This is a genomic window from Lysinibacillus sp. GW823-FHT02G10, from assembly GCF_058797135.1.
Genome location: NZ_JBXAJI010000009.1, coordinates 17849 through 41386 on the forward strand (window position 1 = coordinate 17849; position 23538 = coordinate 41386).

Consider the following 23538-nt stretch of genomic DNA (forward strand, 5'->3'; position numbering starts at 1 on the left):
ATGAAAAAAGTATTTTTCGGAATAGGTGCATTGTTTATCTTATTCGTAGCAGGGTTAATTGTATTGATGACTGTAGATTTTAACCGATTAAATAAAGATACCTACTATGTTCATATCACGGCTGATGGTGAGGTAGAGGAGTATAAAGCAGATAGTGGTGAAATCTTTAAAATGTATTGGTACGAGCTACCTACTTACGATAAAAATGGGGAAGAGAAAACATTAAAGTTTTCCGCTCATAAAAATTTACGCCAGGATGCTTATTTAAAGCTTTACGTGAAAAAGGAAACAGAAGTTACTTCATTTGATGAAGTGAAATTCCATGAATTACCTGCTAAAGTACAGGATCAAATGAAATAGCACAAAGAGGGAGTCTCAAATTTTGAGACTCCTTCTTTTCCACACGAAAGTTCAGTGCAAAGTATTTAGCGTTTAAATTCAACTGGTTAAATTTAGTTTATTTATTTAGTATTCCTTTTGTAGATCAATAATAACGCATGTACCTTTTCCTTTTTCCGAGGTGATGGTTACTGTTCCTCCATGGGCCTCAATGATATCTCTAGCAATAGCTGTACCTAAACCAGTCCCAGCAGTATTGTCCGTATTTGTGCCTCGGTAATAGCGTTCAAAAATATGTTCTAGATCCTCTGGGTCTATCCCCTTGCCATTATCAGAAATTGTAAGAGTATGCTCATCAACAGACACATGGATAGATACATCGGGAGCATTATGAAGCAATGCATTGTGTAAAAAGTTCATGATAGCTCTGCGCATAAAATGTTCATCGATTAGATGAAGACTGTTCGCAGTTGTCGCCTCAAACGTTAGATTAGCCTGTTCATATTGTGGTGTATTCAATGTTTCAATCACTATCTCTCGAATAAAAGGCACCATGTTCACTTCATTTAGTGTAAGTGGAAGCTGTTGATGTCTTAAACGCATCGTTAAATTTAAGTCATCCAGTAGATTTTGCATATGCAATGATTGTTTTTCTATAATTTGTGCATACTCCATTTGCTCAGTATTTGTTATTTGTGCATCATTCAATAGTTCTGCATAACCTCGAATAGAGGCAAGTGGTGTTTTCATATCGTGTGAGACATTACTAATCCATTCTTCACGCATAATCTCTAGTCTCTTTCGCTCCTGTTCATGGGCTGCCAATTCTCGTGATACTTCATTTAAGTTTTCAAAAACCGGCTTGTAGACACCACCAGGAGACTTAATAGACGTATGATCATGATTCTTTAAATGATGAATGCGATCTATCATCGCATAAAGAGGTTTCGTTAATGTACGACCAAAAAGCCACCCTACTAATGTAGCTACTAACAAGTCCGCAATCACGATGAACAAGCCAAATTTCCCTATAAACTGTAAGAGTGATGTGCCAGAAACATGCGTAACAAACCTTGTAACACCGCTACCTTTAATACCGATTAAATAACTAATGGAATCCTTACTGCCAATATACACCGTAGTATCAGAATCGAATTCTTTATATTTATATACTTGAATTAAGTCGATAGGTGCATAGTGCAATGGTGCTTTATCTGGTGCAAAATGAGCATCAATCACTTGACCATTTTCATCAAGCAATTGTATCCACGCATTTCTTTGATGCAATTGTTCGATTCCTTCTGCACGTATGGAAGTTGCTCCATTTTTTATCTCGATATATTTTTGAAATTCCCGCACAAAGTGTTCTTCTTCTGTGGCAGAAACGCCTTCAGAGTCAGTTGCTAGCCGATAAGTAAGGAGTCCCATGAAGATAGCTGTATTGACGAAAATAACAATGATGACGATAGAAAGTACGGAAAGGAGAAAGCGAGCAGTTAATTTCCACTTCATTCTTGTGCCTCTTTTGGCATGACAAACTTATAGCCAAGTCCTTTTACAGTTGTGATATATAGAGGATTAGAGGCATCCTCCTCAATTTTTTCACGCAATCGGCGAATATGCACCATAACAGTGTTATCAGAACCGAAGAAATCCTCTCCCCATACACGTTCAAATAATGTTTCTTTACTTAAGATTCGATTGGGATTGTGCATAAAGCACGCCATTAATCCAATTTCCTTAGCTGTTAACTCCAATAATACGCCATTTTTATGGACTTCAGTTTCATCGGCATTCAACTGAAATGGTCCAATTTGGAGTGCTTTTTCAACAATATTCGTTATGGTATCTTGTGTTTGATAGCCAGCTCTACGTAATTGCGCCTTCACACGATAGGCTACTTCTTTCGGGCTAAAAGGTTTTGTAATATAATCGTCTCCGCCAATGGCTAGTCCTAAAATTTTATCAATTTCCTCATTTTTAGCAGACATAAAGAGCACAGGGACATGGGATACTTCACGGATACGTCTACATAAATCGTAGCCCTCACCATCGGGAAGCATGACATCTAGAAGTATAATATCGGGTGTTGTTTGTTGAAAGCTTGTCCAAGCATCGTGAATGGTACCAGCTGTATAAATTTGTTTGTAGCCCTCTTTTTGTAAGCTTACTTTTAGTAGATTCGCTAAATCTGCCTCATCATCCACTACTAAAATGGTTGGTTCTTGCACTTGTTCACACGACCTTTCGATTTGGAAGAATCTTTACTGACAATTATTATAAATGAAATGTATAGAAAAGAGGAAATGTTGGGTTGTATAGCTTAACCAGTAAATGCTTTTATTCTACAAGAGAAGAAGAACATTTTTTATATAAATCAATACATGGTGAAACCTTTACAGATTCTAAAGCGTAAAAAGAGTATTACAAATTAGGAGGAATGACGATGTTTAAAAAAATAGCAGCAGATGCACTTGGACTTTCAGATATTGGTGTGGTTGTGCCAAGAGAGGACTATGATAAGACAGATGCAGATGATTTTATCTTACATGAAATTGATGAAAAAATTTACTTTTTAATTAAAACGAAGGCAGATGAGTATTGCTTTACAAATCGTGCGATTATTCATGTAGATGGCGAAAGTGCTATGAGCAAGAAACGATTACTGCGACGCTATGACTATTCAATGTATACTGTGACAGAAGTTTTTCTCGAAACAGCAGGAACAATCGACCTTGATGTCGAAATTAAGTTTACAATCGGCAATTCCCCACTATCCATCGACATTCATAAACGCTTTATTGATGACATTAAAGATTTATATAAAGCACTACATGCCATTAGCTATGAACAAAAGAACAATGCTTATAAGCTAGAAGTAGCGGAAAAAAGTTTAAACATAGCATCATCATCACTTGGTCGAATTGGCAATGACAATATATCTCCTGCGTCGTCATTCAAAGAAATTACAAGCTTTGCGAATACTTGGATGATCGATCATAAAGATAAGTATAAAAAAGAAGACTTCTCACATATTTTTGATTTATATATGAACAATTGATAAAAATAGCTCTCTGCAAGTGTAGAGAGCATTTTTAACATATAACGATATACATAAAAATTATTCTAGGAGCGTGATTAGAAAATGACAAACGACATGCATGTGCTAGAAAAAGAAGAGGTAGAAAGTGATGATTTTATACAGCAACCTCAAGCCGCTGAAACATTGTTCGTAAATGAGTTTATTGATGGTATTTTAGATCCATCACAGAAGATGTTAGGGCCGCTTAAGGATGGTGGAACGATTATTGCCAATACAACACCTGGATGTTGGGGACCCATGCTTACTCCTACTATTCGTGGAGGACATGAAGTAACGAAGCCCGTGTTTGTAGAAGGAGCAGAGGTGGGTGACGCCATTGTTATAAAAATTAAATCTATTCAGGTCACATCTCTTGCAACTTCGTCTGGCCATGATGAAGCAATTGTAGATCGATTCATTGGTGATCCGTTTGTTTCTGTAAAATGTCCAGGCTGTGGCAAGCTTCATCCAAGCACAGTTGTAAAAGGAATAGGCCCACATGCAATTCGATGTTCTACATGTGATACAGAAACGGCACCCTTTAAAATGACAAACGGCTATACGATGGCACTAGATCATAAAGGGCAAATGGGTGTAACTGTTGGACGAGAGGGTGCTAGACGAATTGCACTTGATGCTAAAAACTACATGAGAACACCTGAAAATTCTGTACAAAATCCTGTTGTTGCATTGGCTCCAAGCGACTTAGTAGGTGTATTGGCGAGAATGCGACCATTTTTAGGTCAGCTTGGGACAACCCCTTCTAAAGCGATGCCTGATTCACATAATGCAGGTGACTTTGGTTCATTTTTAATTGGAGCACCACATGAATATGCTTTTACTCAAGAAGAATTGGATTTACATCGTACCGATGGACATATGGATATCAGCCGAGTACGAGAAGGTGCGACTATTATTTGTCCAGTCAAGGTACCAGGCGGTGGTGTATATATTGGAGACATGCATGCTATGCAAGGGGACGGCGAGATTGCAGGACATACAACCGATGTAGCGGGTATTGTGCAGCTTCAAGTTAAGGTATTGAAGAAAGTAGCTTTGGAAGGCCCAATTTTACTACCAAATGTAGAAGACTTACCTTATACAGCAAAACCCTTTACCAAGGAAGAAAAACGTCGCGCACGTGAGCTAGCGGAGGAGTTTGGTGTTAAACAGGTAGAGGATGCATTCCCAGTGTCGGTGATTGGTTCTGGTAAAACGTTAAATGAGGCGACTGATAACGCGATTAGTCGAGCTGCGAAGCTATTTGAGATGAGCGAACCAGAGGTTTTAAATAGAGCAACTATCACAGGCTCCATTGAAATCGGACGCCATCCAGGGGTTGTCACAGCCACTTTCCAAGTACCTAAAACTGTATTGAAAAAGGTAAGAATATATAAAACTATTAAAAAACAATATGACTAATAATGATTTCTTGAAAAAGCAAACTTTTAAAAGTTTGCTTTTTTGTATGAGCTACAAGTCAGATAAGTAAATGTTTGTCTGAAATTTGAAGTTTGGATTGAAATCTATTGTTGTGTTGATATAATAGTTAAAGTTTAAAAATGAATAACAGGACCTTATATAAAACAGATGAGTATAGAAGAGAAAAGTTGGTGTCTAATGACAGAAATTATAGGTGTGGAAAACAAAATAGAGAAAAAGACTAGTATAAAACCTTTTATATTAAAAATGAGAGGAGGAGGTCATGCTCCATCTCGAACAAATTTTGCTGATGCCTTTACTGGAGCAATAGGAGGATTAATATGCATTTTTGTGTTGCTATGGTTAACTAACATTACCAATTCACCTTGGTTAATGGCATCATTAGGCGGTAGCTGCGTTCTTGTATTTGTCGTCTGGAATGCACCTTTGTCCCAGCCCCGAAATATAATTGGAGGTCATTTTATTTCGGCATTTATCGGTTTGGCCATGTATTCATTACTAGGCTCCAATATATTGTCTATTAGTCTTGGTGTCGGATTAACTATATTTTTTATGGCCTTTTTAGGTGTCATACATCCTCCAGCAGGCGCCAATCCTATAATTATTATTTTAGGAGGTTATGGTTGGAGTTATTTACTAACCCCTGTATTAATTGGAGCAGTCATAATTGTATTTTTCGGTTTGTTGATCAATAATTTACGAGAAAAAAGAAAATATCCGTTGTTTTGGTAAAGATGATATCCATCTATAAAGTGTGTTCACTTATATAGGTGGTTTTTTATATTGTTAACGTTTTTGCTATGCATACCCATATTTTTTAGCATATGTTAGTTAAGATTTGTTATATTGAAGAAAGAGTGTAAAAATCATGTATTTGAATGATAGGGGAAGATCTTTGTTGGTAGAAATTGATGGGAGGATCCATTTTTATGCTGTTGGACTGTGATGAGCAATTATTCATGGCTTATAAACAAAAAAGTAAAAAGGGTGCTGAAAATATACTAGCAACTTGGCTGGAAGCAGAGTCAAATCTGCAAGAAGATCCAAAAATACTTGGTACTTCGCTTTCACCCAATCTATTTTTAGTAAACGAAGAAACGGCTAAGAATATTGCCTTTTCCACAGCACGTAAATATTGGGGTCATGTATCAACAGAAATGCAAATATATTTTGACAAATATGGTTTAGATTCAAAATTTGTGAATGAGCGTCTCAGTACTTTTTTCTATACTCAAAAAGGTAAAGATACTTTTTTTGAGCAGCTTTTTGCACAACATACAATAGACTTAGAACGATTAATTTGGTTAGTCTTTGGGAAACGAATGCAAATAGCTATGCCAGTTAATGAGCTACAATCAATTATTTTATATAAATTTCATGATGAATATTTAGTGCATATGATGTATAAAGAGCATGCATCTTTTTGGCATTGGCTTTTCACAAAAAAAGTTTATTCACTGCTTATCCACAAACCTTTAGAGCAATTCACATTTCTTTATGAAATAATGGGACATTTCGAGCATTCTGTGAGAGAAAATTGTGAACATGTGGATAACTTTGTGAATAACTATAAAGCGATACTGGATAAGTGTATAACTCATGTGGATAAGCATAATGCTAGCTGTTTGGCAAAGAAACAGTTACGTCTATATCAAATTGTTACTCATTATTGCTTATCAGAAGGTGATTTTAATAGTGTCAAATCGTTTATTACCTCATTTGAAGCGGAATGGCGCTACTCGATGTATGCACTATCAGAGAAGGAAAAAGTGTTAATTGCCTATATTTTATTTCATATAGCAAATAGAGAACAGCAGAGTGAAAAGGTTATACATTATGGTGAATATTTATTAGAGGATGAACGAATAAATAATTATGCCATTGAAATATTACTAGAGTATAAAGAGCTATTACCAAATCGTAAACCAACACCACCTGCCATTATTAAAAATTATCAGTTAAATTATTTAGAAAATTTATATGCCATTCTACTAGAGCACTATGTAAAAATGGCACGTTATGAGGATGGCTTACTTTTATTAAAAGAGCATGTTTTAGCATCGAATAAAAAAATTAATTCTTCATTAGTACAAAAAAACTTTAGTAGTGAACAGCTTATTGCAATTGAAGCATATGTTCAACAGGATATAGCACTTCATGTGAATAACTCTCTACAACATATTGGTTTGTCTGTGGAAGAGTGGCGACGCAATTATCGTCAACCAAATGCACCATACTATGTTGTAGCACAAAGTGCCTCCCTGCATATGTTAAATATTTTAAGAGTTTTGTTTGTAACAGAGCAGTACGAGCTTTTTGAAAAGTTAATGGAGATTTACAAAAAATATCTACTAATAGATGATCATTTTGAAAACCTACGTATGTTTATTAGTGCGTATGTATAAAAAAGGTGTCTAATACATCACAGTATTAGACACCTTTTTTTACTCTAAAACACCTTTTTCCTTCAAAGCCTTGATTTGTTCAGCATTAAAGCCCAGAGATAGTAAAACTTCCTCATTATGCTCGCCTAATTTAGCACCAACATGCTTGTATTCAGGCTGCGTACCATCAAATTTAAACGGAGAGGCAATTTGTTTTTGCATAGTGCCATCGCTTTTGGGTATAGTCACAATCATTTCTCGTGCCTTTAGCTGTGGATGCTCACATGCTTCAGGAAATGTTAGAACTGGCTCTACACAACCTTCGAAATCCTCGTTAAACACTTCAAGCCATTCCTCATATGTCTTGGACAAGAAGGCATCGTGAACAGCCTCTTTAAAACGAATTTGCGTATAGTAGGAGTCATTGAAGGTATTATCGATCAATTCGGGAATATCGAGTGCTTCACAGAGCAATTTGCGAAATTGAGGCTCTAAACTACCGACAGAGAAAAAGCGCCCATCCTTTGTTTTGTAAAAATCATAGTAACTGCCTCCATTTAAAATTTCTTGCTCTGGCTGTGGAATACGGCCACCTCCAATAAATGCTGCCCCATACATAGCATTAAGTGAAAAGACAGCATCTGTCATACTAATATCGATGAACTGTCCCTCTCCTGTTTTTTCGCGATGTAGAGCAGCAGCAAGCACACCTATTGCTGCATGCATTGTCCCTCCAGCTATGTCAGCTAGTTGAACGCCCATGGAAACAGGCTTTTTATCCTTATGGCGGGAATAGTCGAGTAAGCCAGCTAAGGATAGATAGTTATTATCATGTCCTGGTCGATTACTATAAGGCCCTGTTTGTCCGTAGCCAGTAATCGCACAATAAATAACCTTAGGATTTATTTCTTTAAGCGCTTCATAGCCGATGCCAAGTCGCTGCATTACACCAGGTCGAAATCCTTCGATAATAACGTCATACTCCTGTACAAGTGATTTAACAATGTCGATAGCTTCTGGTGATTTTAAATTTAGCGTTATAGATTTTTTTGATCGATTTAAATGTTGATGGATATATGCCTCATGATCATCGTCATAGGGAGGCATAATTCGCGTTAAATCAACCCGCTTTGAAGATTCAACATGGATGACATCTGCTCCTAAATCAGCAAATATCATTGTCGCCATTGGTCCTGGTAGTAATGCAGAAAAATCGAGAATTTTTAACCCCTTTAAAATGCCCAAATCTTCCAACCCCTTTTTGTGTAGGCTACACAACCATCTGGATGATGATGGCGAGTAGCGCTTTTCTCATAATCCCCATTGTGTGAAAAGCGTATTCTATATACTGTATTATTACAGTTTATTATATTTTAATGAGTATTATAACAGATTAAATCTTAACTTGCCTATGCTAATTTTTATTATAAAATAAACGCTTCAACTTTTATATGTCAGAATAACAATAAAAGTAAAAAAATTTAGAATTTAGATTTTCTATCAAATTTCAGATAATTAGCGTCAGCTGTTGCAATTTTTAATCTAAATAACTAAAATGTTGGAATTTTGTTTGCCAGATTCTATATGATACAACCTCGTTTATTGATACAATCCTAGAGGTGTGTTGGATTCTTCTTACACAATTAATACATGTTACTTTTACCTATAGGAGTCTTTGCTTATAATAGGCACTAATTGTTTAAGAATCTCTCAAAATATACATATTAAAAAATCATAAATAGGAGGGGAAAAATGAAATCGCACCGATTAAAATTAAAGCATCTTATAATGGGCGTAGCAATGGCAGCATTCTTTTTAACAAGCATAGGTAGTGTTTGGGGCGGCTATAGGATGAACATTGATTCCATTAAGGAAAATACGCTAGAAACGAATAGAGTTTATGCTCAAAAATTGGCCTCAACTGCTGATTCCTATCTCCACGAAGCTTTCCAAATATTAGGATATAGCGCGGATCAGGTTAGGACGAAAATGGATGATGAACAAGTATTGAATCAGGAAACAGAGCGTTTGAGATTGCAAAATCAAATGTTCAATTCGGTGGTTATAACAAATTCAAAGGGACTTGTTTTATCTGTCTCTCCGCCATCTATAGAAATTAAAGGAGAGATTTTAACATCAATTGGCGCTAAAGAGGCATTAGCCAAAAAGACACCAATTATTTCTAAGCCATATGAGGCGATGACAGGGCGGCTCATCATTTTTATATCGCATCCTATTTTCTCGGAGTCCAATGAATATCTAGGAATGATTGCTGGCACTATTTATTTAAAGGAACCTAATGCCTTTAAAACCTTGTTGGGAGAACATTATAGTAAGGATGGTTCTTACGTATATGTAGTTGATTCAGAAGGACGAGTTATCTATCATCAAGATCCAAGTCGTATTAATGACATTGTAACGAAAAATAAAGTCGTTCAAGCTGTTACATCTGGAAAGGATGGTGCCCAACTGGTTGAGAATACAAAAGGAGTGAAAATGCTAGCTGGCTATAGTGCAGTGGCATCGACAGGGTGGGGAGTTGTTGCGCAGAAACCTTTAGAAGTAGCATTAGCCCCTTCATTTGATCGTGTACAGGAGGTCATTATAAAATCTGTGCCTCTTATGTTTGTTTCCATTATCATTGTACTTTGGGCTGCAGCACGTATTGCGAATCCCTTACAACAATTAGCATCATTAACAGAAGAAAGTTTAGATAAGAAAAATGTAGAAGGTTTAAAATCTGTTAGTGGATGGTACTTTGAAGCCTATTCTTTGAAGAATGCATTGGTTCGAAGTTTATCGTTTCTACATGGACAGGTCTCCTTTTTCAAAGATCAATCTACTGTTGATCCACTGACGGGGATTACGAACCGACGTACAATGGATTCAATGCTTGCTGAATGGTTAGCGAGTAAGGTACCACATGCCATTATTTTGTTAGATTTAGACCACTTTAAAAGTGTGAATGATACATATGGACATGCAGTAGGTGATAAAGTTTTACAATTTTTGGCTAGACAAATGGAATCAGTAGCTCGTGAAGGCGATGTATGTTGCCGTTACGGTGGCGAGGAATTTGTCATACTTCTGCCGAACACGACGATAGAGGAAGCCACACTAGTCGCAGAACAATTACGAAAAACTTTGGCCGATACGGTCAGTCCATGTGGTAGACCAATAACATTATCTGCAGGAATAGCTGCCTATCCAGCAATGGCACATACAACTGAAGCGCTAATTGAAGCGGCTGATGACGCACTTTACCTTGCGAAACAAGAAGGGCGAAATCAGGTAAAAGTTGGAGTCTCAAAAAAGGAATAAAAAAATATAACAAAAGAGCTTACAACCCTAATTTTTGGGGTAATGATTAATGCAAACATCATTTGGGCAAGCTGTATATAAGTCATCAGCCACATGACTTTTAAATTATGTTCAAATGATATGTAACTCGGGCCACATCTCTTGATCGACTTGACAAGACGTAAGGTTATCCCCCTTTCCCTTATGACACCCCAAGTACGACTAGATGTATGCCTATATATCGTCAAAAGCCAAGCGAGCACCGATGCTCCTTGGCTTTTTTACATTTTGTGGGATATTCTAACAAAGTGACAAGCTGTGGTTTTGATACGAATTATAGAAAGGTGATTAGTATAAGGAGCCATTAAGGAAAACTTAGCTTTCCTTTTGATGACAACAAATTTGTTGCTCCTTGGCAATTCCCTTTAAACGTGCATAATCATTTCCCCATGTACACATTGTATTTAAAACGGGTATAAATGACTCTCCTAAATCTGTTAAACTATATTCTACTTTTGGTGGTACTTCTTTAAATATTTCTCTCCGAACAAGTCCGTCTCTTTCTAACTGCTTCAATTGATCGGTTAGAACTTTTTGCGTAATTCCGGGTATTAATTCATAAAACTCTTTCGTCCTTACTGATTGTTGACTCAAGAAAAATAGTATTAATCCTTTCCATTTGCCACCTGCAATATCCATAAAAATATTGATTCCTGTATTATAGTTAACCATGTGCTTCCTCTCCTAAATAGGCACAAAAATGTGGCTATACCACTTTTTTGTGCGTTATTTTCTTATTTATTATTGCTTACTATAATTAGAGGCGCAATACAATAAAAACTTAGGAGTTGTTCATAATGAGTGTAAAAGATATTTTAGAAAAAAGACGTTCAGTTAGACATTATGATTCAAATTATAAAATTAGTTCAGAAACATTGACTGCCTTAGTTGACAGTGCAAGTAAGTCGCCTAACGGAAATAATATTCAAGCAACGCGATACTTAATAATCGAGGATGCGAACTTAAGAAATTTATTACTACCTATAGCTTTTAATCAACAGCAAATAGTAGAAGCTTCAACGTTAATCGTCATGTTGGGCGACTATCAGGCATTTAACAAAGGTAATATTATTAAAATTCATGAGGAGGGGTACCAAGCAGGTTATTTTGATGAATCATTAAGAGACTATCTTGCGAATGCTGCAATAAATTATTATGAAAGTAAGACAAAAGAAGATCTAAAGTTAGAGTTAACTAGAGATGTAAGTCTTGCCTCAATGTCCTTAGTTTTGTTAGCGAATGAAGCTGGTTTTGACACAATTACGATGTCAGGCTACGATTCTAAGAAATTGAAAGAGATCTTAAATATTTCTGATAGGTATCTTGATGTTATGCTGATTGCTATTGGTAAAGGTATAAAAGCAGGTTATAAGACTGTTAGGCATAATGTAAACAAGGTAATTTATAAAAATGAAATAATTTAGTGTTTTTAAACTAACCGAACTTTTAAAAGTCCAAAATTAATATCTAATAAAGAGAAGCCAATTATGAATCTATCTTTAATGGCTTCTTTTTTATGTATTGCAAACTATGAATTTTTAAATATTCAGTGATGGAAAGCTAATGGACTCGCATAGTAAAGAAATCGTATTTTAGTCTCTAACTCTAGAAGAAATTTACCCTACTATTTTAGATTTATCTATGAAGGTTCACTAGTCTTTGGTCGATATAAAGGATATGAGCAAATGATATTTGTACGTATCAAAATACATAAACGAAAGGAAGAGTGGAATGGATAAATCTAAAATCCAAAAAGTAAATAAAGCCTTGATTGCAACAGTATTTGCTTCAAGTGGGATTGCTGTTGTAGTACCTCCACCAAATGCAGCAGCGGCTACTTCTCCCTTTACGGATATTAACCAATACTCGGACAATTATAATGAAATATTAAAACTATATTCTCAGGGCGTAATGAGCGGTTTTGCGGATAATACTTTCCGTCCTGATGTCAGTGTAACTCGTGGAGAGGCAGCGAAAATGCTGGCAACGGCGTTAAAATTGGATACAAAAAATATCCAAGATCCTTACTATAAGGATGTTCCAAAGGGCAATCAATATTATAAATACGTAGCGGCATTGCAAAATGCAGGTATTATGTCGGGCTATTCAAATGGCATGTTTATGCCGAATGAAGTGTTGACTAGAGGGGAACTAGCCAAAATGGTTGTAGTTGGATTCCATCTAGAGGTATCCCCTACGTACAATAATATTTTTAAAGATGTGAATAGCAAAACAAACAATGCCATCTATATTCAAACTTTAATCGATTTGAATATTACAAAGGGCACAACTCCTGTTACATTTTCTCCATTTGATTCTGTTACTCGCGGACAGTTTGCTTCGTTTGTAGTGGGTTCACAAGAGAAGAAAAATAATGAAACATCTTACAAAATCACAAATGTGGATGATGACGCAGTTTATATAAATGGCCAGTCATATACAATTCCAGAGAGTCTTGCTCATATTTTTAACGAATATAATGCTCCGGTGTTAAAAGGTGCATTCATTGAGGGGGATTTATCGAGTAAGGGAATTCGCTCCATTTCAAAATTGACCCTTAATGCAAGCGGGACAAGCACACGTTCTCTAGATTTTGACGGAAATTACGGTTCTTTTGGTGCAACGATTGTAGTAAATGGTAATTATATAGAATTCTCGAATATGACGCTGACAGGGACAATGTTTGTCAACGAAACCGTTCGCCCACCATTGCATTTAGGGGCTACTTACAATCAACCATTAGCTCTTGGTCGTGTGGCAAGTAACAATATTTCATTTATTAATTGGTCAAACCCAGATAACAATAAAGGCGATGATTCGTCAAATAACAATTCGAACGATCTTCAAAATTGGACAAAACCAAATACTGAAAATGATAAGCCATTTGTTAACTGGTCTAAAGAAAAAGAGGAAATGAAAAACGTTGAGAAGTACCTAGAATTTTATAACAGCAGTGTTTCTCGACTAGTAGTATCTCAAACAGGTACAAAAATTGAAACAAATACAAAACTACCACGTGTAGACATCATTGGAAATGTGCGTGAGTTTGAAATTCAAGGTGATATTGGTACGTTAAATTTAAATACAGAAACAAAACTTACAATTTATGGTTCAGGAAATATCGATTGGATCAATTACAATAGCTACACAGATCTAGAGCTGTATATTGATGGACGAATTGGCACATTATTTGTTGATAATTCATATGGCAAAATTGATATTGGAGATTATACGTATATTGATAAGGTCATCTTACCTAAGGATGGATCACCAAATAATATCTTCGACGATTTCCTCGATGATAAAGATAATATAGGCAATATTACTGATCCAGATGGCAAACCAATTGATAAAGAGGAAAATGAGAATCAAAATCCTGATGATAAAACAAAACCAATCATTAGTATTACAAATGTAAAAGTACTAAATGGTAGCGAAATTCAAGCAGATTTCACTTCTGATGAAGTCGGTACGTACTATTATATTGTGCGTGAAAAGGGCGCAGAGGCACCAAATAAAAGTGAAATGGTTAACCGTCTCTCAAATAAGAACGTAGCACATGGAACTGCGGCAGCCATCAAAGGAACAAACTCAATTAAGGTTTCTAATTTAGGTGAGAAAAAGGAATATGTTATCTACATTATGGTTGTGGATGGCTCGAAAAATGCATCGGACATAGTTTCTCAAGAGTTCCAAATGAAAGATGCTTCACCACCAGTAGTGAAATCCCTCCAAGTTACGCCATTACATGGAGGAACACGTGCTGAATTTACTTTTACAGCCAGTGAACCAGGAGACTATTACTATTATATACGTAAGAAAACAACAGCAACTGATCCAACAACGGCTGACATCGTTGCAAAACCAATAGGTTCGGGTAAGGCTGTTGGAGGTAATCTAGGTATTAAGGAAGTTTTATCAGGCTTAGAGGCAGAAGAAACGTACCAGCTCTATGTGGTGATGAAGGATGCATCTGGTAACTATTCGATAGACCCTATCCCAAAAGAGGCCATCAAAGAGTTTACGACAAGTGCACTGGATAATATTCACCCTTATGTTGAACAGACAAAGTTAGAACCAGCAGGAAAATCAAATCAATTTTATTTATATTTAAACGAAGCATTAGATCCCGAAAGTGCACGGAATATAAATAACTATGATTTATCTGGGACCGTTATTGTAAATACAACAGGACAAAATAAAATTAAACCTTCGGCAGTAGATTATAAAGAAGGGGACAAAAGAGTGTTATTAACGATTCCTTCTGAAACAGGCTTTGTTTACGGTGATACATTACGCGTGACTGTTTTACCAAAAGTAAAAGACTTAGCGGATAATGACTTTGAAAATGCCAGTACTGTAGATCCAGGCAAACCTGTACGAAATTACGCAGAATATATCCATGAAAAATTTGATATGCCCGTCATAACGATTGAAAATGTAATAAGTAAGCCAGATCAAAATGATAACTTTAGACGCTCTGAAGTTGAGTTTAAGCCAAGTAAGGCCGGTACTTATTATTATATGGTGTTGCCTGATACTGTTGAAGATAATGGTGAAGTAAAAACGTTTAAACAATATTTAACTGATAAGGGTATTACTGAACGTGATTTTATTAATGAGTTTGCAAGTGAATCATCGTTAAAATCAGGTTATTTCCAATTGGGTGGAAAGGATATTTATATTGAACGTGGATCGGGTCCAGCTGATTTAGAGGAAGCTACAAAAAAATTCCCAATAACGTTAGCTAAAGATAAACTAAATCCATTTTTAAGCTATTCCGTGTATATGGTCTTAAAGGATCGTGGTGGGGAAATTTCGAAAATTACCTCTAGGGAAATGATTGGAGATACTAGAGCACCTTTAATTAAAAATTTAGTAGTAAAACCTAAAGAAAATGATGATACGACAGCCATGATTTCCTTTGATACTGATGAAACAACGGAGCTTCATTATTGGTTTGTACCGAAGAAAAATACAGATGGTACAACAAATGATTCAGCAAATCTAAAAATTGATACACCTGCTGAACGTAAATTTTTAGAGGATAAATTAAGAATTAGCCCAAGTGTTAAGAAAAGTGGAAAGGGATCATTTCCATTATCTGAAGCTACAGGTGTCACTTTAGAGCGGCATACGGAATACGTAGTATATTTTGGTGCAGAAGATACTTATGGAAATATGACAGTGTACAGATCCAATACCACTTCTGATGGATACGATGAATCAAGCGTAGGGTGGATGAAAGAAGATTTCTATTCCGATGGTACACCACCGAAAATAGCAGTTGGCACGCAACCATGGATTAAGAAAATATCGAAAAATGAGTTTGAGGCAATTGCGCAAAATTCATTAACTTCAGATTCTATGACATTTAGTGAAGACAGAACATTTGTAGTAACTTTCTCAGAAGCACTGAATATTACAGATGCTCAATTACTTTCAGCTTTAAATACTAAGCTAGATGGTACAACAGCAACAATTAGTAAGATCGAATGGGAAGACACAGTAAATATTAAAACATGGCAACCACGTAAACTATTAATTCAATTCAATCAAAGAGTTCTAAGTAGCTTTACTCTGGACATGAACAAAGGAACAGTCGTAGTCAAAGACTTTGCTGGATTGACATTCGATAAATCAATAGGAGAATTCAAATATCAAAATATGCCTGGATTTGGTATTGCTGGCGCAGGCTTGATTGGAAACCTAACTAAGAATACAAGCCTTCCTGCGACATCAAATAAAATTCAGGTTGTATATACAGTTAATTCTAGAGTGCATAATCCGAAATACTACTATGTCATGTCAAATACAAATTATGACCTTACATCATCAACAACTATTTTAACAAAGCAGCATATTATTGCAGGTATAGACCCAGAAAATAATCTAGCATTCGATGTTAAGGGTAATAACGTTATGTTAGGAAACTCGTTATTAGATATTAGTTTATGGCCAGACAGTCTAATTGGTACAGCTAATCAGCCAGAGAAGGTATTTATAGAAAATAAATATATCTACATGGTTTTAATGGATGATTACGGAAATATTTCAGATATTTCGAAAGCTACAATTATTAAATAAGTTACTAAACAGCGAGCTTTATTAATTTATTCATAATATCATCTGCTATCCCAAAAGAATTTTAGTCAAATCTACTGTGAATAATTGAAGGCAGAAATGTTGTTCAAAACAACGTTTCTGCTTTTAAATTGGCATAAATAAAGTAAAGGGATCTATTGTACCATCATATTATTTGGAATATAAAGGGATTATCACTAATTTTTATATATGAATTGAACTATTTATTTATATCTTTAAAGTCATTGGAGAACAGACAGCCCCTATAATTGGCAGTACTGACAAAGAGGTATACATACATGGTGATCATTATTCTAGAGGTGGAGAAATTATTTATAGGGATTTCCAATTAAATGTGCCAGCCTTGTTTCAAAAAGTGTCCCTTGATTCAAAAGTATGGGGAGTTTCATTTTCAATTGAAAGATTGTCAGACTGTGCAGGGGATTTTATTTTTTATAGAAGATTCGGCGCTTGAATTCCCTAAAGAAAGTACATTATGGAATGAGTTGCCTGCAGTGAAAAATAATAAGGTTACTTCTTTAGGTAGTACTACCTCCTACTTTAATGACCCTGTTTCATTAAAGAAGAGCTTAATTTAGTAGTAGAAGCCTTTGTAATATGCAAAAAATAAGTAACATGAATGATTCATAAGCCAAACTACAATCTATCGCAGTTTGGCTTTTATTTGAGAATATTTTTAATTATAATGATAGTTTTTGTGAAGTTGGAAAGTTTACCCCTTATCGGGAAGCTTCTTCTAATACTTATTTTGGAAGTGAAAATCATATATTTTGAAAACATGTGGAGTGTATCAACCTAAAAGGTTTTCTATGAAAAAACGCAAGTATTTAAGTCATAATTACCCATTATTTCTGTTGGTGGGATTAAGTTGCTTCCCATCATCTCCTAATAGAAGTCTTAACCTTTCTCCATAGGGCACATCCCTCTGTACAATTCAAAAGAAGCTCCAAAGCTAAATATTAACAAAAGAAATAAGGTGAATTACTATATAACGCAAAAATTATTGCGGCAAATACGGATTTTTTTTAGGATAGATTCCTGTAATATTTTAATTGGCCAAGGAAATGATGCATGCATATGTAGCAAAATTTAAAGAACTAGGGGAGATTTAAAATGAAAAAGAATAAAAATGAAAAATCAATTAATAGTCTTCAATATGAAATCCAAGCACAAGATTTAGATGGAAAATCAGGTGCTGGTATTCTTACTGCTATTCAATTAACATTAGCGAAAAAATGTGGAGGCTATTTTACAGCTTCATACGAATGTACTAGTAATAATATTCCTTGTAATTAATATTTACTTTTGAAGGAAATGCTCAGAAGGATTTTAATCCTTCTGAGTTTTTCTTATAACCAACAAAAAACTCTTCTAACTTAAATTTTAAAAAGGAGTTGTAGGCATGCAACAACTGAATTTAAATATTACCGAAGACGAAAAAGAAATACTTTCATTTTGGAAAGATTTTTTTCCTGAATTCAAAGAAGATGATGATTTAGAGAAACTTTTTTTGCGAGTATACAATAATAATATTGAAAATTATTTGAAGGATAGAGAAATAGAAGATACATATCAAAAAGAATTTATAAATAAAATTATGGCTTTTAATATAAAGAATGATAATGAGATAATCTTTAACAATATAATGGATAAATATTTTCATGATTTTAAGTGGATTGGTTTTTTCAGACCGTTATTATTAAAATATGATGACACAATAAAAAATATTATTAACTCTAAGCTGTTTAAAGATAGTGAGAGGGCATTTGATTTAATTTATTGTCAAATGTTGCAGAGTTTGGTTAATAGATCATTTAGAGTTATCGTATTAGAGATTAATCTAGCAAGACAAGAGAATATTTTATTAGGTAAAGATTCTGAAGAGAGATACACTTATTTTGTTAAAGAATTATTATTAGATAATAATTTTCTTACTAAAATATACAATAAATATCCGGAATTAATACGTATTTTAGATAATTATTTAGAAAATACAACTAAATATTTAAATGAAATCTTAAAAAATTTTAATGATGAAAAGAACTCTCTTTTTATGCAAATGGAAATAAATAAAGATATTAAATTAGAGAGCATCGAATTTAGTCATGGAGATACTCACAATGGAAATAAGTCGGTTGCTAAACTAGTATTTGAAAATAATTTCAATTTAATGTATAAACCTAGATCTTTAGAAATTGAAAAAGGCTATAAAGATTTAATAGACTGGCTGGATAATAGAATAGATGGCTTTAAAAAGCCATATGCAGCTAATGTATATAGCAATAATAATTATGGCTTCATGGAATTTATAAATAATAAAGAATGTGATAACCCTGAAGAAATTTCAAATTTTTATTTTAAAATGGGGGAGCTCTTAGCTATACTATATAGTTTGAATTCTAGGGATTTTCACATTGAAAATATCATAGCATTTGGGGAAAATCCAGTTTTGGTAGATTTGGAAACCCTTCTACATAAAACTGTAGAAGTTGATGAAGAGGAAATAAGTAGTTATGAAAATATATTGAGTATTATCGGTAATTCTGTTGCAAGTATATCAGTGTTGCCTACTACAATGATTAATAAAAAAGAAAATTTAATTATGGAAGTAGGAGCAATGAATTCTGGTAAGGTACAAAAGTCGCCTTATAGAACACAAGCTTTAGAAGAAAGAAATACAGATCGTATTCACATAAAAAATGTTTATAAAGAAATAGATAAATTGAATAGTAGTCCTAAATCTGGAGGTAGGTATTTATCTGCAGAGAATTATATTTCTGAGATAAAAGAAGGTTTTATTAAGATATACAGATGGATAGAAGAAAATAAAGATAAATACTATAAGAAAATAGAAAGTTTATTTGCAGATAAATATTCTAGATATATTTACAGAGGGACGAACAATTATACTCAACTACTAGAAACAAGTTATCATCCAGATTTATTAAGTAATAAAATAGATAGATATATTTATTTCCATAGAATTTTTACAACCATAGATTTTCATAATAATGAAAAAGATATTGGAGTTACAAAAACAGAAATATTAGAAATGTTGAATGATGATATACCAATGTATCAAATTAGAAATGATGAAATATATATTTCTGATATGAAAGGTAATATTGTTCTAAGAGAAGAAGGTAGGAGTATTTTAGAGAGTATTGAAGAAAGAATTAATTCTTTTAATGAAATTGATTTAAAAAGACAAATATCTATTATTAATCAATGCTTTATTGGCTGTGGATTAAAAACAGACATACCAGATGGAACAAACACAGTTTTTGATGAAAGTATTCAACCTAGAACAAGGACTGAGAACTTAAAAATTGCAATTGATCTGACAAATTCAATGCTTGAAAGGGGAATTCGAAATAGCTCTAAAGAATCTATGAGTTGGATTGGTTTGAAAGGATATGGAAATGAGTTATATGAGAATCTACCTTTAGAAATTGACTTATATAACGGTAATTCAGGAATTATTATAACATTAATAGAGCTGTATAAAATTTCAAATGAAGAAAAATATAAAATTGCCATCGTTGAAAGTGTTAATTATGTTTTAGAGTTTTTAGAAACTTGTAATGTAGAGGAAGTAGATTTGGGTGCTTTCTCAGGATTGTATGGATCATTCTATAGTCTATTTATAGCTTGGAAATCAAATATTTTACCTAATAACGATAGATTAATAAAGACATTAATGAAGAAATTAGAGGAATCTGAAAAATATATTAAACAACTAAACAATTTAGATATCATAGGAGGATTAGCTGGTATTCTCGGTGTGCTGATTACACTAAAAGATAATTTAACAAATGAAAATCCGTATATTGATCAGTGTTTAAATAGAATAATTCAGACCACTTATACTAGAATTGAGAAAAGTGCAATTTATGTTAATGAGAACATGGTGAAATGGAATGAAAACCATGACAGTGGATATGCTCATGGAAGTTCTGGAATAATTACGCAATTGGTGCGATATTATAAAAAATATCCTGATATAAGAAAACTAGATTTAATAAAGAAAAGCTTAAACTACGAAAGAGCATACTTAATTAATGAATCTCGAAATAAATGGATAATTCGAGACAACAGTCACTACTTCTCTTGGTGTAATGGTATAGGAGGGATTTTGTTAACCAAATTATACTTATTAAATAATAATTATAGTGATGAGAAGATAAAAGCTGAGATTGATATTTTAATAGAACAACTAAAATTGTGTGGCTTTAAATACGACAAAAGTCTCTGTCATGGAGATTTAGGCAGCCTCATTATATTAAAGTATGCTGGTGAAATTTGTGGTAATACAGGTCTAGTAAACTCTTCACAAAACTTAATTTCTGAAGTTGTATATAAATATAATGATTTGAAAAAGGATATATCTATGGAGATTGAGGATTGGGGATTAATGACAGGAACATCAGGTGTTATTCTGTCTATGCTTAATATAGTTGGTACGATTGATATCACTAAAATATTCTTATTAGAAGATCCTAACATAGGTGAAGTGAGATAAATGGGATTTAAATCAAAACGCAAAGTGCCTTTCATCGAACAATATCAAAAAACAGAATGTGGTATATGTTGTGTATGTATGATTCAGAATTATTATAATTTGGAAATTACCATACAAGAACTTAGAAAAGATCTTGAAGTAGGAAGAGATGGTAGTACTTTTACTCAATTAAATGAATTATTAGAGAAATATAATTTTACAACTAAAGCCTATAAAATACCTGCTGAAAAAATATTTATACTTGATGCACCTTCAATAATTTTGTGGGATAATAATCATTTTGTCATTTATGAAGGAGAAAAAAATAATAAAGTAGTGATTGTTGATCCTAAAATAGGTAGATTAAAATATAGTATTGAAGAATTTTCTGAACATTTTTCTAACTATGTACTTGTTCCAAAACCTAGTGAAGAATTTAAAACAAGTAAAAAAAATACTAGCCCTTTTAAAGAGTTAAAAAAAATAATTTTCTATAATAAATGGCATTACATTAGAAGTATTATAATTTCATTAATACTTTATACATTTACAATTGCATTACCGATTGGGATTCAAAAGATTATTGATCAAGTTATAGTAAATAAGCAAACTATAAGTATATTGCAAATATCTATATTATTAATTTTAATTTCTATTTTATATTTTGGGGTTAACTATACTAAATTAAAGTTCACTCTCCAACTGAGAGCCCAATTGGATAAGACATTAAATTATAATGTGGTAGGTCATTTATTAAAGCTTCCCTATAAGTATTTTTCAGTTAGAAGCAGTGGGAACACTATCTATTCGTTAAATAGTATACCTCAAATAAGAGAAATCTTCGCAAATCAATTTATAAATGGTTTGTTAGAATCTGGTATATCAATATTTATACTTACTTATATTTTTTATCTTAAATTTGAACTGGGTATTATTTCAAGTCTATTATTTGCATTAAATATTTTAATCGTGTTTCTAACGAAGCAAAATATTCAAGACAATAGTAAATCATTAGTGTCTACTCAAAACGAAGTACAAAATATTCAATTAGAAACCGTTTATGCAATACTAGGTGTAAAAATGAGTGCTATTGAAAATGATATATTTAAAAATTGGAAAACAGTTTATTCGAAATTTATGGATAAGTATATTCAAAATGGAAATTACTCTAATAAAATAAACAGTATATTAGAGTTACTAAAATTCATATCTCCTTTGACTATACTTTTTATTTCCATTTACTTTGCATCTGTAGGTGATATTTCACTTGGGATGATTATCTCGATTTATTCATTAAGTACTATATTTTTTGGACTTTCTTCAACTGTTTTAGACACCTTTACAAGCTTTATAAATAGTGGCGTATATTTTTCCAGGATAGCAGATATTCTTTCTAGCGACTTTGAAATAAATGGTGGCGAAAAAAAGAAGCTTGATGGGAGCATAGAACTTAAAAATGTATCTTTTTCTTATACAAAAAATTCTAGTAAGATATTAGAAGGAATTAATATTAATATAAACCCAGGCTCGAAAATAGCGATTGTCGGCAAATCAGGTTCTGGAAAGAGTACATTGTCAAAACTATTAGTCGGCTTATATTCCCCGACAGAAGGTGAAATATTTTATAACAATTTACCCTTAGATAAGATGGATAAAAAATTTGTACGACGACAAATAGGAATTGTACCACAGGATATAACACTATTTAACAGTAGTATACTTGAAAATATTGTGATGAATAGATTAGATATAACTTTAGAAGAAGTAGAAGATGCATGTAAAATAGCAAATATTCATGACGAGATTGAAGCTATGCCTATGAAATATCACACAATCATATCAGAGATGGGATTAAATTTGTCGGGTGGTCAGAGACAACGTATAGCACTTGCAAGAGCATTGGTAAATAAACCAAGGATCATACTATTAGATGAAGCAACAAGCTTTCTTGATAATATAAATGAAAAACTTGTATCTGATGCATTTAAAAAAATTGGTGCTACGCAAATTGTTATTGCACACCGTCTATCCACTATCATTAACTCTGATATTATATTTGTATTAGAAGACGGAAAAGTAATTGAACAAGGTACTCATGAAGAGTTATTAAAACACAAAGGGCAATACTATGCATTATATTCAAATAATGAGATTAAAAATAACGGGGAAGTAATAATACAGTGAATTAATAAAAACCTTCTAATTAAACATATTAGAAGGTTTTTATTTTAAAATAAGGGTAATTATTACATTTATTAATGGATTAAAATTACATTAAATGATATTATATACATATATAATATTTGAATTAAAGGGGAATGAAA

General features: G+C 33.4%; 15 protein-coding genes. 11 read left to right on the top strand and 4 right to left on the bottom strand.

Annotation, left to right across the window (positions count from 1 at the left end):
• Complete coding sequence (locus tag AC1RFD_RS19860) at nucleotides 1–360, top strand: YxeA family protein (RefSeq protein ID WP_004233888.1); 360 nt, start codon at nucleotides 1–3, stop codon at nucleotides 358–360.
• Between the two features lie 105 nt (nucleotides 361–465).
• Here the strand turns inward: AC1RFD_RS19860 and AC1RFD_RS19865 are convergent, their stop codons facing one another.
• Both AC1RFD_RS19865 and AC1RFD_RS19870 read right to left on the bottom strand, forming a co-directional pair.
• On the bottom strand, nucleotides 466–1851 hold the full coding sequence (locus AC1RFD_RS19865) for a sensor histidine kinase (protein WP_492475210.1): 1386 nt from the start codon (nucleotides 1849–1851) through the stop codon (nucleotides 466–468).
• The gene (locus AC1RFD_RS19870; protein WP_048390763.1) at nucleotides 1848–2570 is read right to left on the bottom strand and encodes a response regulator transcription factor; all 723 of its coding nucleotides are present in this window, start codon (nucleotides 2568–2570) and stop codon (nucleotides 1848–1850) included. Before AC1RFD_RS19870 ends, AC1RFD_RS19865 begins: the two co-directional genes overlap by 4 nt.
• A gap of 215 nt (nucleotides 2571–2785) precedes the next feature.
• Here AC1RFD_RS19870 and AC1RFD_RS19875 point away from each other — a divergent pair, with 215 nt between their 5' ends.
• The 4 genes from AC1RFD_RS19875 (at nucleotide 2786) to AC1RFD_RS19890 (ending at nucleotide 7269) form a co-directional block, all read left to right on the top strand.
• Nucleotides 2786–3400: a PH domain-containing protein gene (locus AC1RFD_RS19875; protein WP_048390761.1), complete on the top strand. Its 615-nt coding sequence runs from the start codon at nucleotides 2786–2788 to the stop codon at nucleotides 3398–3400.
• 84 nt (nucleotides 3401–3484) lie between these two features.
• Nucleotides 3485–4843 (top strand): acetamidase/formamidase family protein, encoded by a 1359-nt coding sequence (locus AC1RFD_RS19880; protein ID WP_054548908.1) that lies wholly within the window; start codon nucleotides 3485–3487, stop codon nucleotides 4841–4843.
• Nucleotides 4844–5041: 198 nt separating this feature from the next.
• The gene (locus tag AC1RFD_RS19885) at nucleotides 5042–5596 is read left to right on the top strand and encodes an HPP family protein (RefSeq protein WP_492475211.1); all 555 of its coding nucleotides are present in this window, start codon (nucleotides 5042–5044) and stop codon (nucleotides 5594–5596) included.
• 197 nt (nucleotides 5597–5793) lie between these two features.
• Nucleotides 5794–7269: a hypothetical protein gene (locus AC1RFD_RS19890; RefSeq protein WP_492475212.1), complete on the top strand. Its 1476-nt coding sequence runs from the start codon at nucleotides 5794–5796 to the stop codon at nucleotides 7267–7269.
• 39 nt (nucleotides 7270–7308) lie between these two features.
• Here the strand turns inward: AC1RFD_RS19890 and AC1RFD_RS19895 are convergent, their stop codons facing one another.
• Nucleotides 7309–8493, bottom strand: a complete 1185-nt coding sequence (locus tag AC1RFD_RS19895) for a CaiB/BaiF CoA transferase family protein (RefSeq protein WP_054548910.1) — start codon at nucleotides 8491–8493, stop codon at nucleotides 7309–7311.
• 507 nt (nucleotides 8494–9000) lie between these two features.
• Between AC1RFD_RS19895 and AC1RFD_RS19900 the strand changes: the two genes are divergently transcribed.
• On the top strand, nucleotides 9001–10569 hold the full coding sequence (locus AC1RFD_RS19900) for a sensor domain-containing diguanylate cyclase (RefSeq protein ID WP_492475213.1): 1569 nt from the start codon (nucleotides 9001–9003) through the stop codon (nucleotides 10567–10569).
• A 354-nt stretch (nucleotides 10570–10923) separates the two neighbouring features.
• Here the strand turns inward: AC1RFD_RS19900 and AC1RFD_RS19905 are convergent, their stop codons facing one another.
• Complete coding sequence (locus tag AC1RFD_RS19905; protein WP_048390751.1) at nucleotides 10924–11280, bottom strand: winged helix-turn-helix transcriptional regulator; 357 nt, start codon at nucleotides 11278–11280, stop codon at nucleotides 10924–10926.
• Between the two features lie 125 nt (nucleotides 11281–11405).
• Between AC1RFD_RS19905 and AC1RFD_RS19910 the strand changes: the two genes are divergently transcribed.
• The 5 genes from AC1RFD_RS19910 to AC1RFD_RS19930 all read left to right on the top strand — a co-directional run bounded on the left by AC1RFD_RS19910 (nucleotide 11406) and on the right by AC1RFD_RS19930 (nucleotide 23398).
• A complete protein-coding gene (locus AC1RFD_RS19910) occupies nucleotides 11406–12032 on the top strand; it encodes a nitroreductase family protein (protein WP_492475214.1) in 627 nt (208 codons plus the stop codon).
• Nucleotides 12033–12339: 307 nt separating this feature from the next.
• Nucleotides 12340–16695 (top strand): S-layer homology domain-containing protein, encoded by a 4356-nt coding sequence (locus tag AC1RFD_RS19915; RefSeq protein ID WP_492475215.1) that lies wholly within the window; start codon nucleotides 12340–12342, stop codon nucleotides 16693–16695.
• A gap of 1131 nt (nucleotides 16696–17826) precedes the next feature.
• Complete coding sequence (slmA, locus tag AC1RFD_RS19920; RefSeq protein WP_004233864.1) at nucleotides 17827–18009, top strand: salivaricin M family lantibiotic; 183 nt, start codon at nucleotides 17827–17829, stop codon at nucleotides 18007–18009.
• 106 nt (nucleotides 18010–18115) lie between these two features.
• Entirely contained in the window at nucleotides 18116–21235 is a 3120-nt protein-coding gene (gene lanM / locus AC1RFD_RS19925) for a type 2 lanthipeptide synthetase LanM (protein WP_492475216.1), read from the top strand.
• The gene (locus AC1RFD_RS19930; RefSeq protein ID WP_054548914.1) at nucleotides 21236–23398 is read left to right on the top strand and encodes a peptidase domain-containing ABC transporter; all 2163 of its coding nucleotides are present in this window, start codon (nucleotides 21236–21238) and stop codon (nucleotides 23396–23398) included.
• Nucleotides 23399–23538 lie beyond the last annotated feature (140 nt).

Bases quoted from the DNA above. Each gene is read 5' to 3' on its own strand.
- AC1RFD_RS19860 (WP_004233888.1), top strand. From the start codon at position 1: ATGAAAAAAGTATTTTTCGGAATAGGTGCATTGTTTATCTTATTCGTA.
- AC1RFD_RS19865 (WP_492475210.1), bottom strand. From the start codon at position 1,851: ATGAAGTGGAAATTAACTGCTCGCTTTCTCCTTTCCGTACTTTCTATC.
- AC1RFD_RS19875 (WP_048390761.1), top strand. From the start codon at position 2,786: ATGTTTAAAAAAATAGCAGCAGATGCACTTGGACTTTCAGATATTGGT.
- AC1RFD_RS19880 (WP_054548908.1), top strand. From the start codon at position 3,485: ATGACAAACGACATGCATGTGCTAGAAAAAGAAGAGGTAGAAAGTGAT.
- AC1RFD_RS19885 (WP_492475211.1), top strand. From the start codon at position 5,042: ATGACAGAAATTATAGGTGTGGAAAACAAAATAGAGAAAAAGACTAGT.
- AC1RFD_RS19890 (WP_492475212.1), top strand. From the start codon at position 5,794: ATGCTGTTGGACTGTGATGAGCAATTATTCATGGCTTATAAACAAAAA.
- AC1RFD_RS19900 (WP_492475213.1), top strand. From the start codon at position 9,001: ATGAAATCGCACCGATTAAAATTAAAGCATCTTATAATGGGCGTAGCA.
- AC1RFD_RS19905 (WP_048390751.1), bottom strand. From the start codon at position 11,280: ATGGTTAACTATAATACAGGAATCAATATTTTTATGGATATTGCAGGT.
- AC1RFD_RS19910 (WP_492475214.1), top strand. From the start codon at position 11,406: ATGAGTGTAAAAGATATTTTAGAAAAAAGACGTTCAGTTAGACATTAT.
- AC1RFD_RS19915 (WP_492475215.1), top strand. From the start codon at position 12,340: ATGGATAAATCTAAAATCCAAAAAGTAAATAAAGCCTTGATTGCAACA.
- slmA (WP_004233864.1), top strand. From the start codon at position 17,827: ATGAAAAAGAATAAAAATGAAAAATCAATTAATAGTCTTCAATATGAA.
- lanM (WP_492475216.1), top strand. From the start codon at position 18,116: ATGCAACAACTGAATTTAAATATTACCGAAGACGAAAAAGAAATACTT.
- AC1RFD_RS19930 (WP_054548914.1), top strand. From the start codon at position 21,236: ATGGGATTTAAATCAAAACGCAAAGTGCCTTTCATCGAACAATATCAA.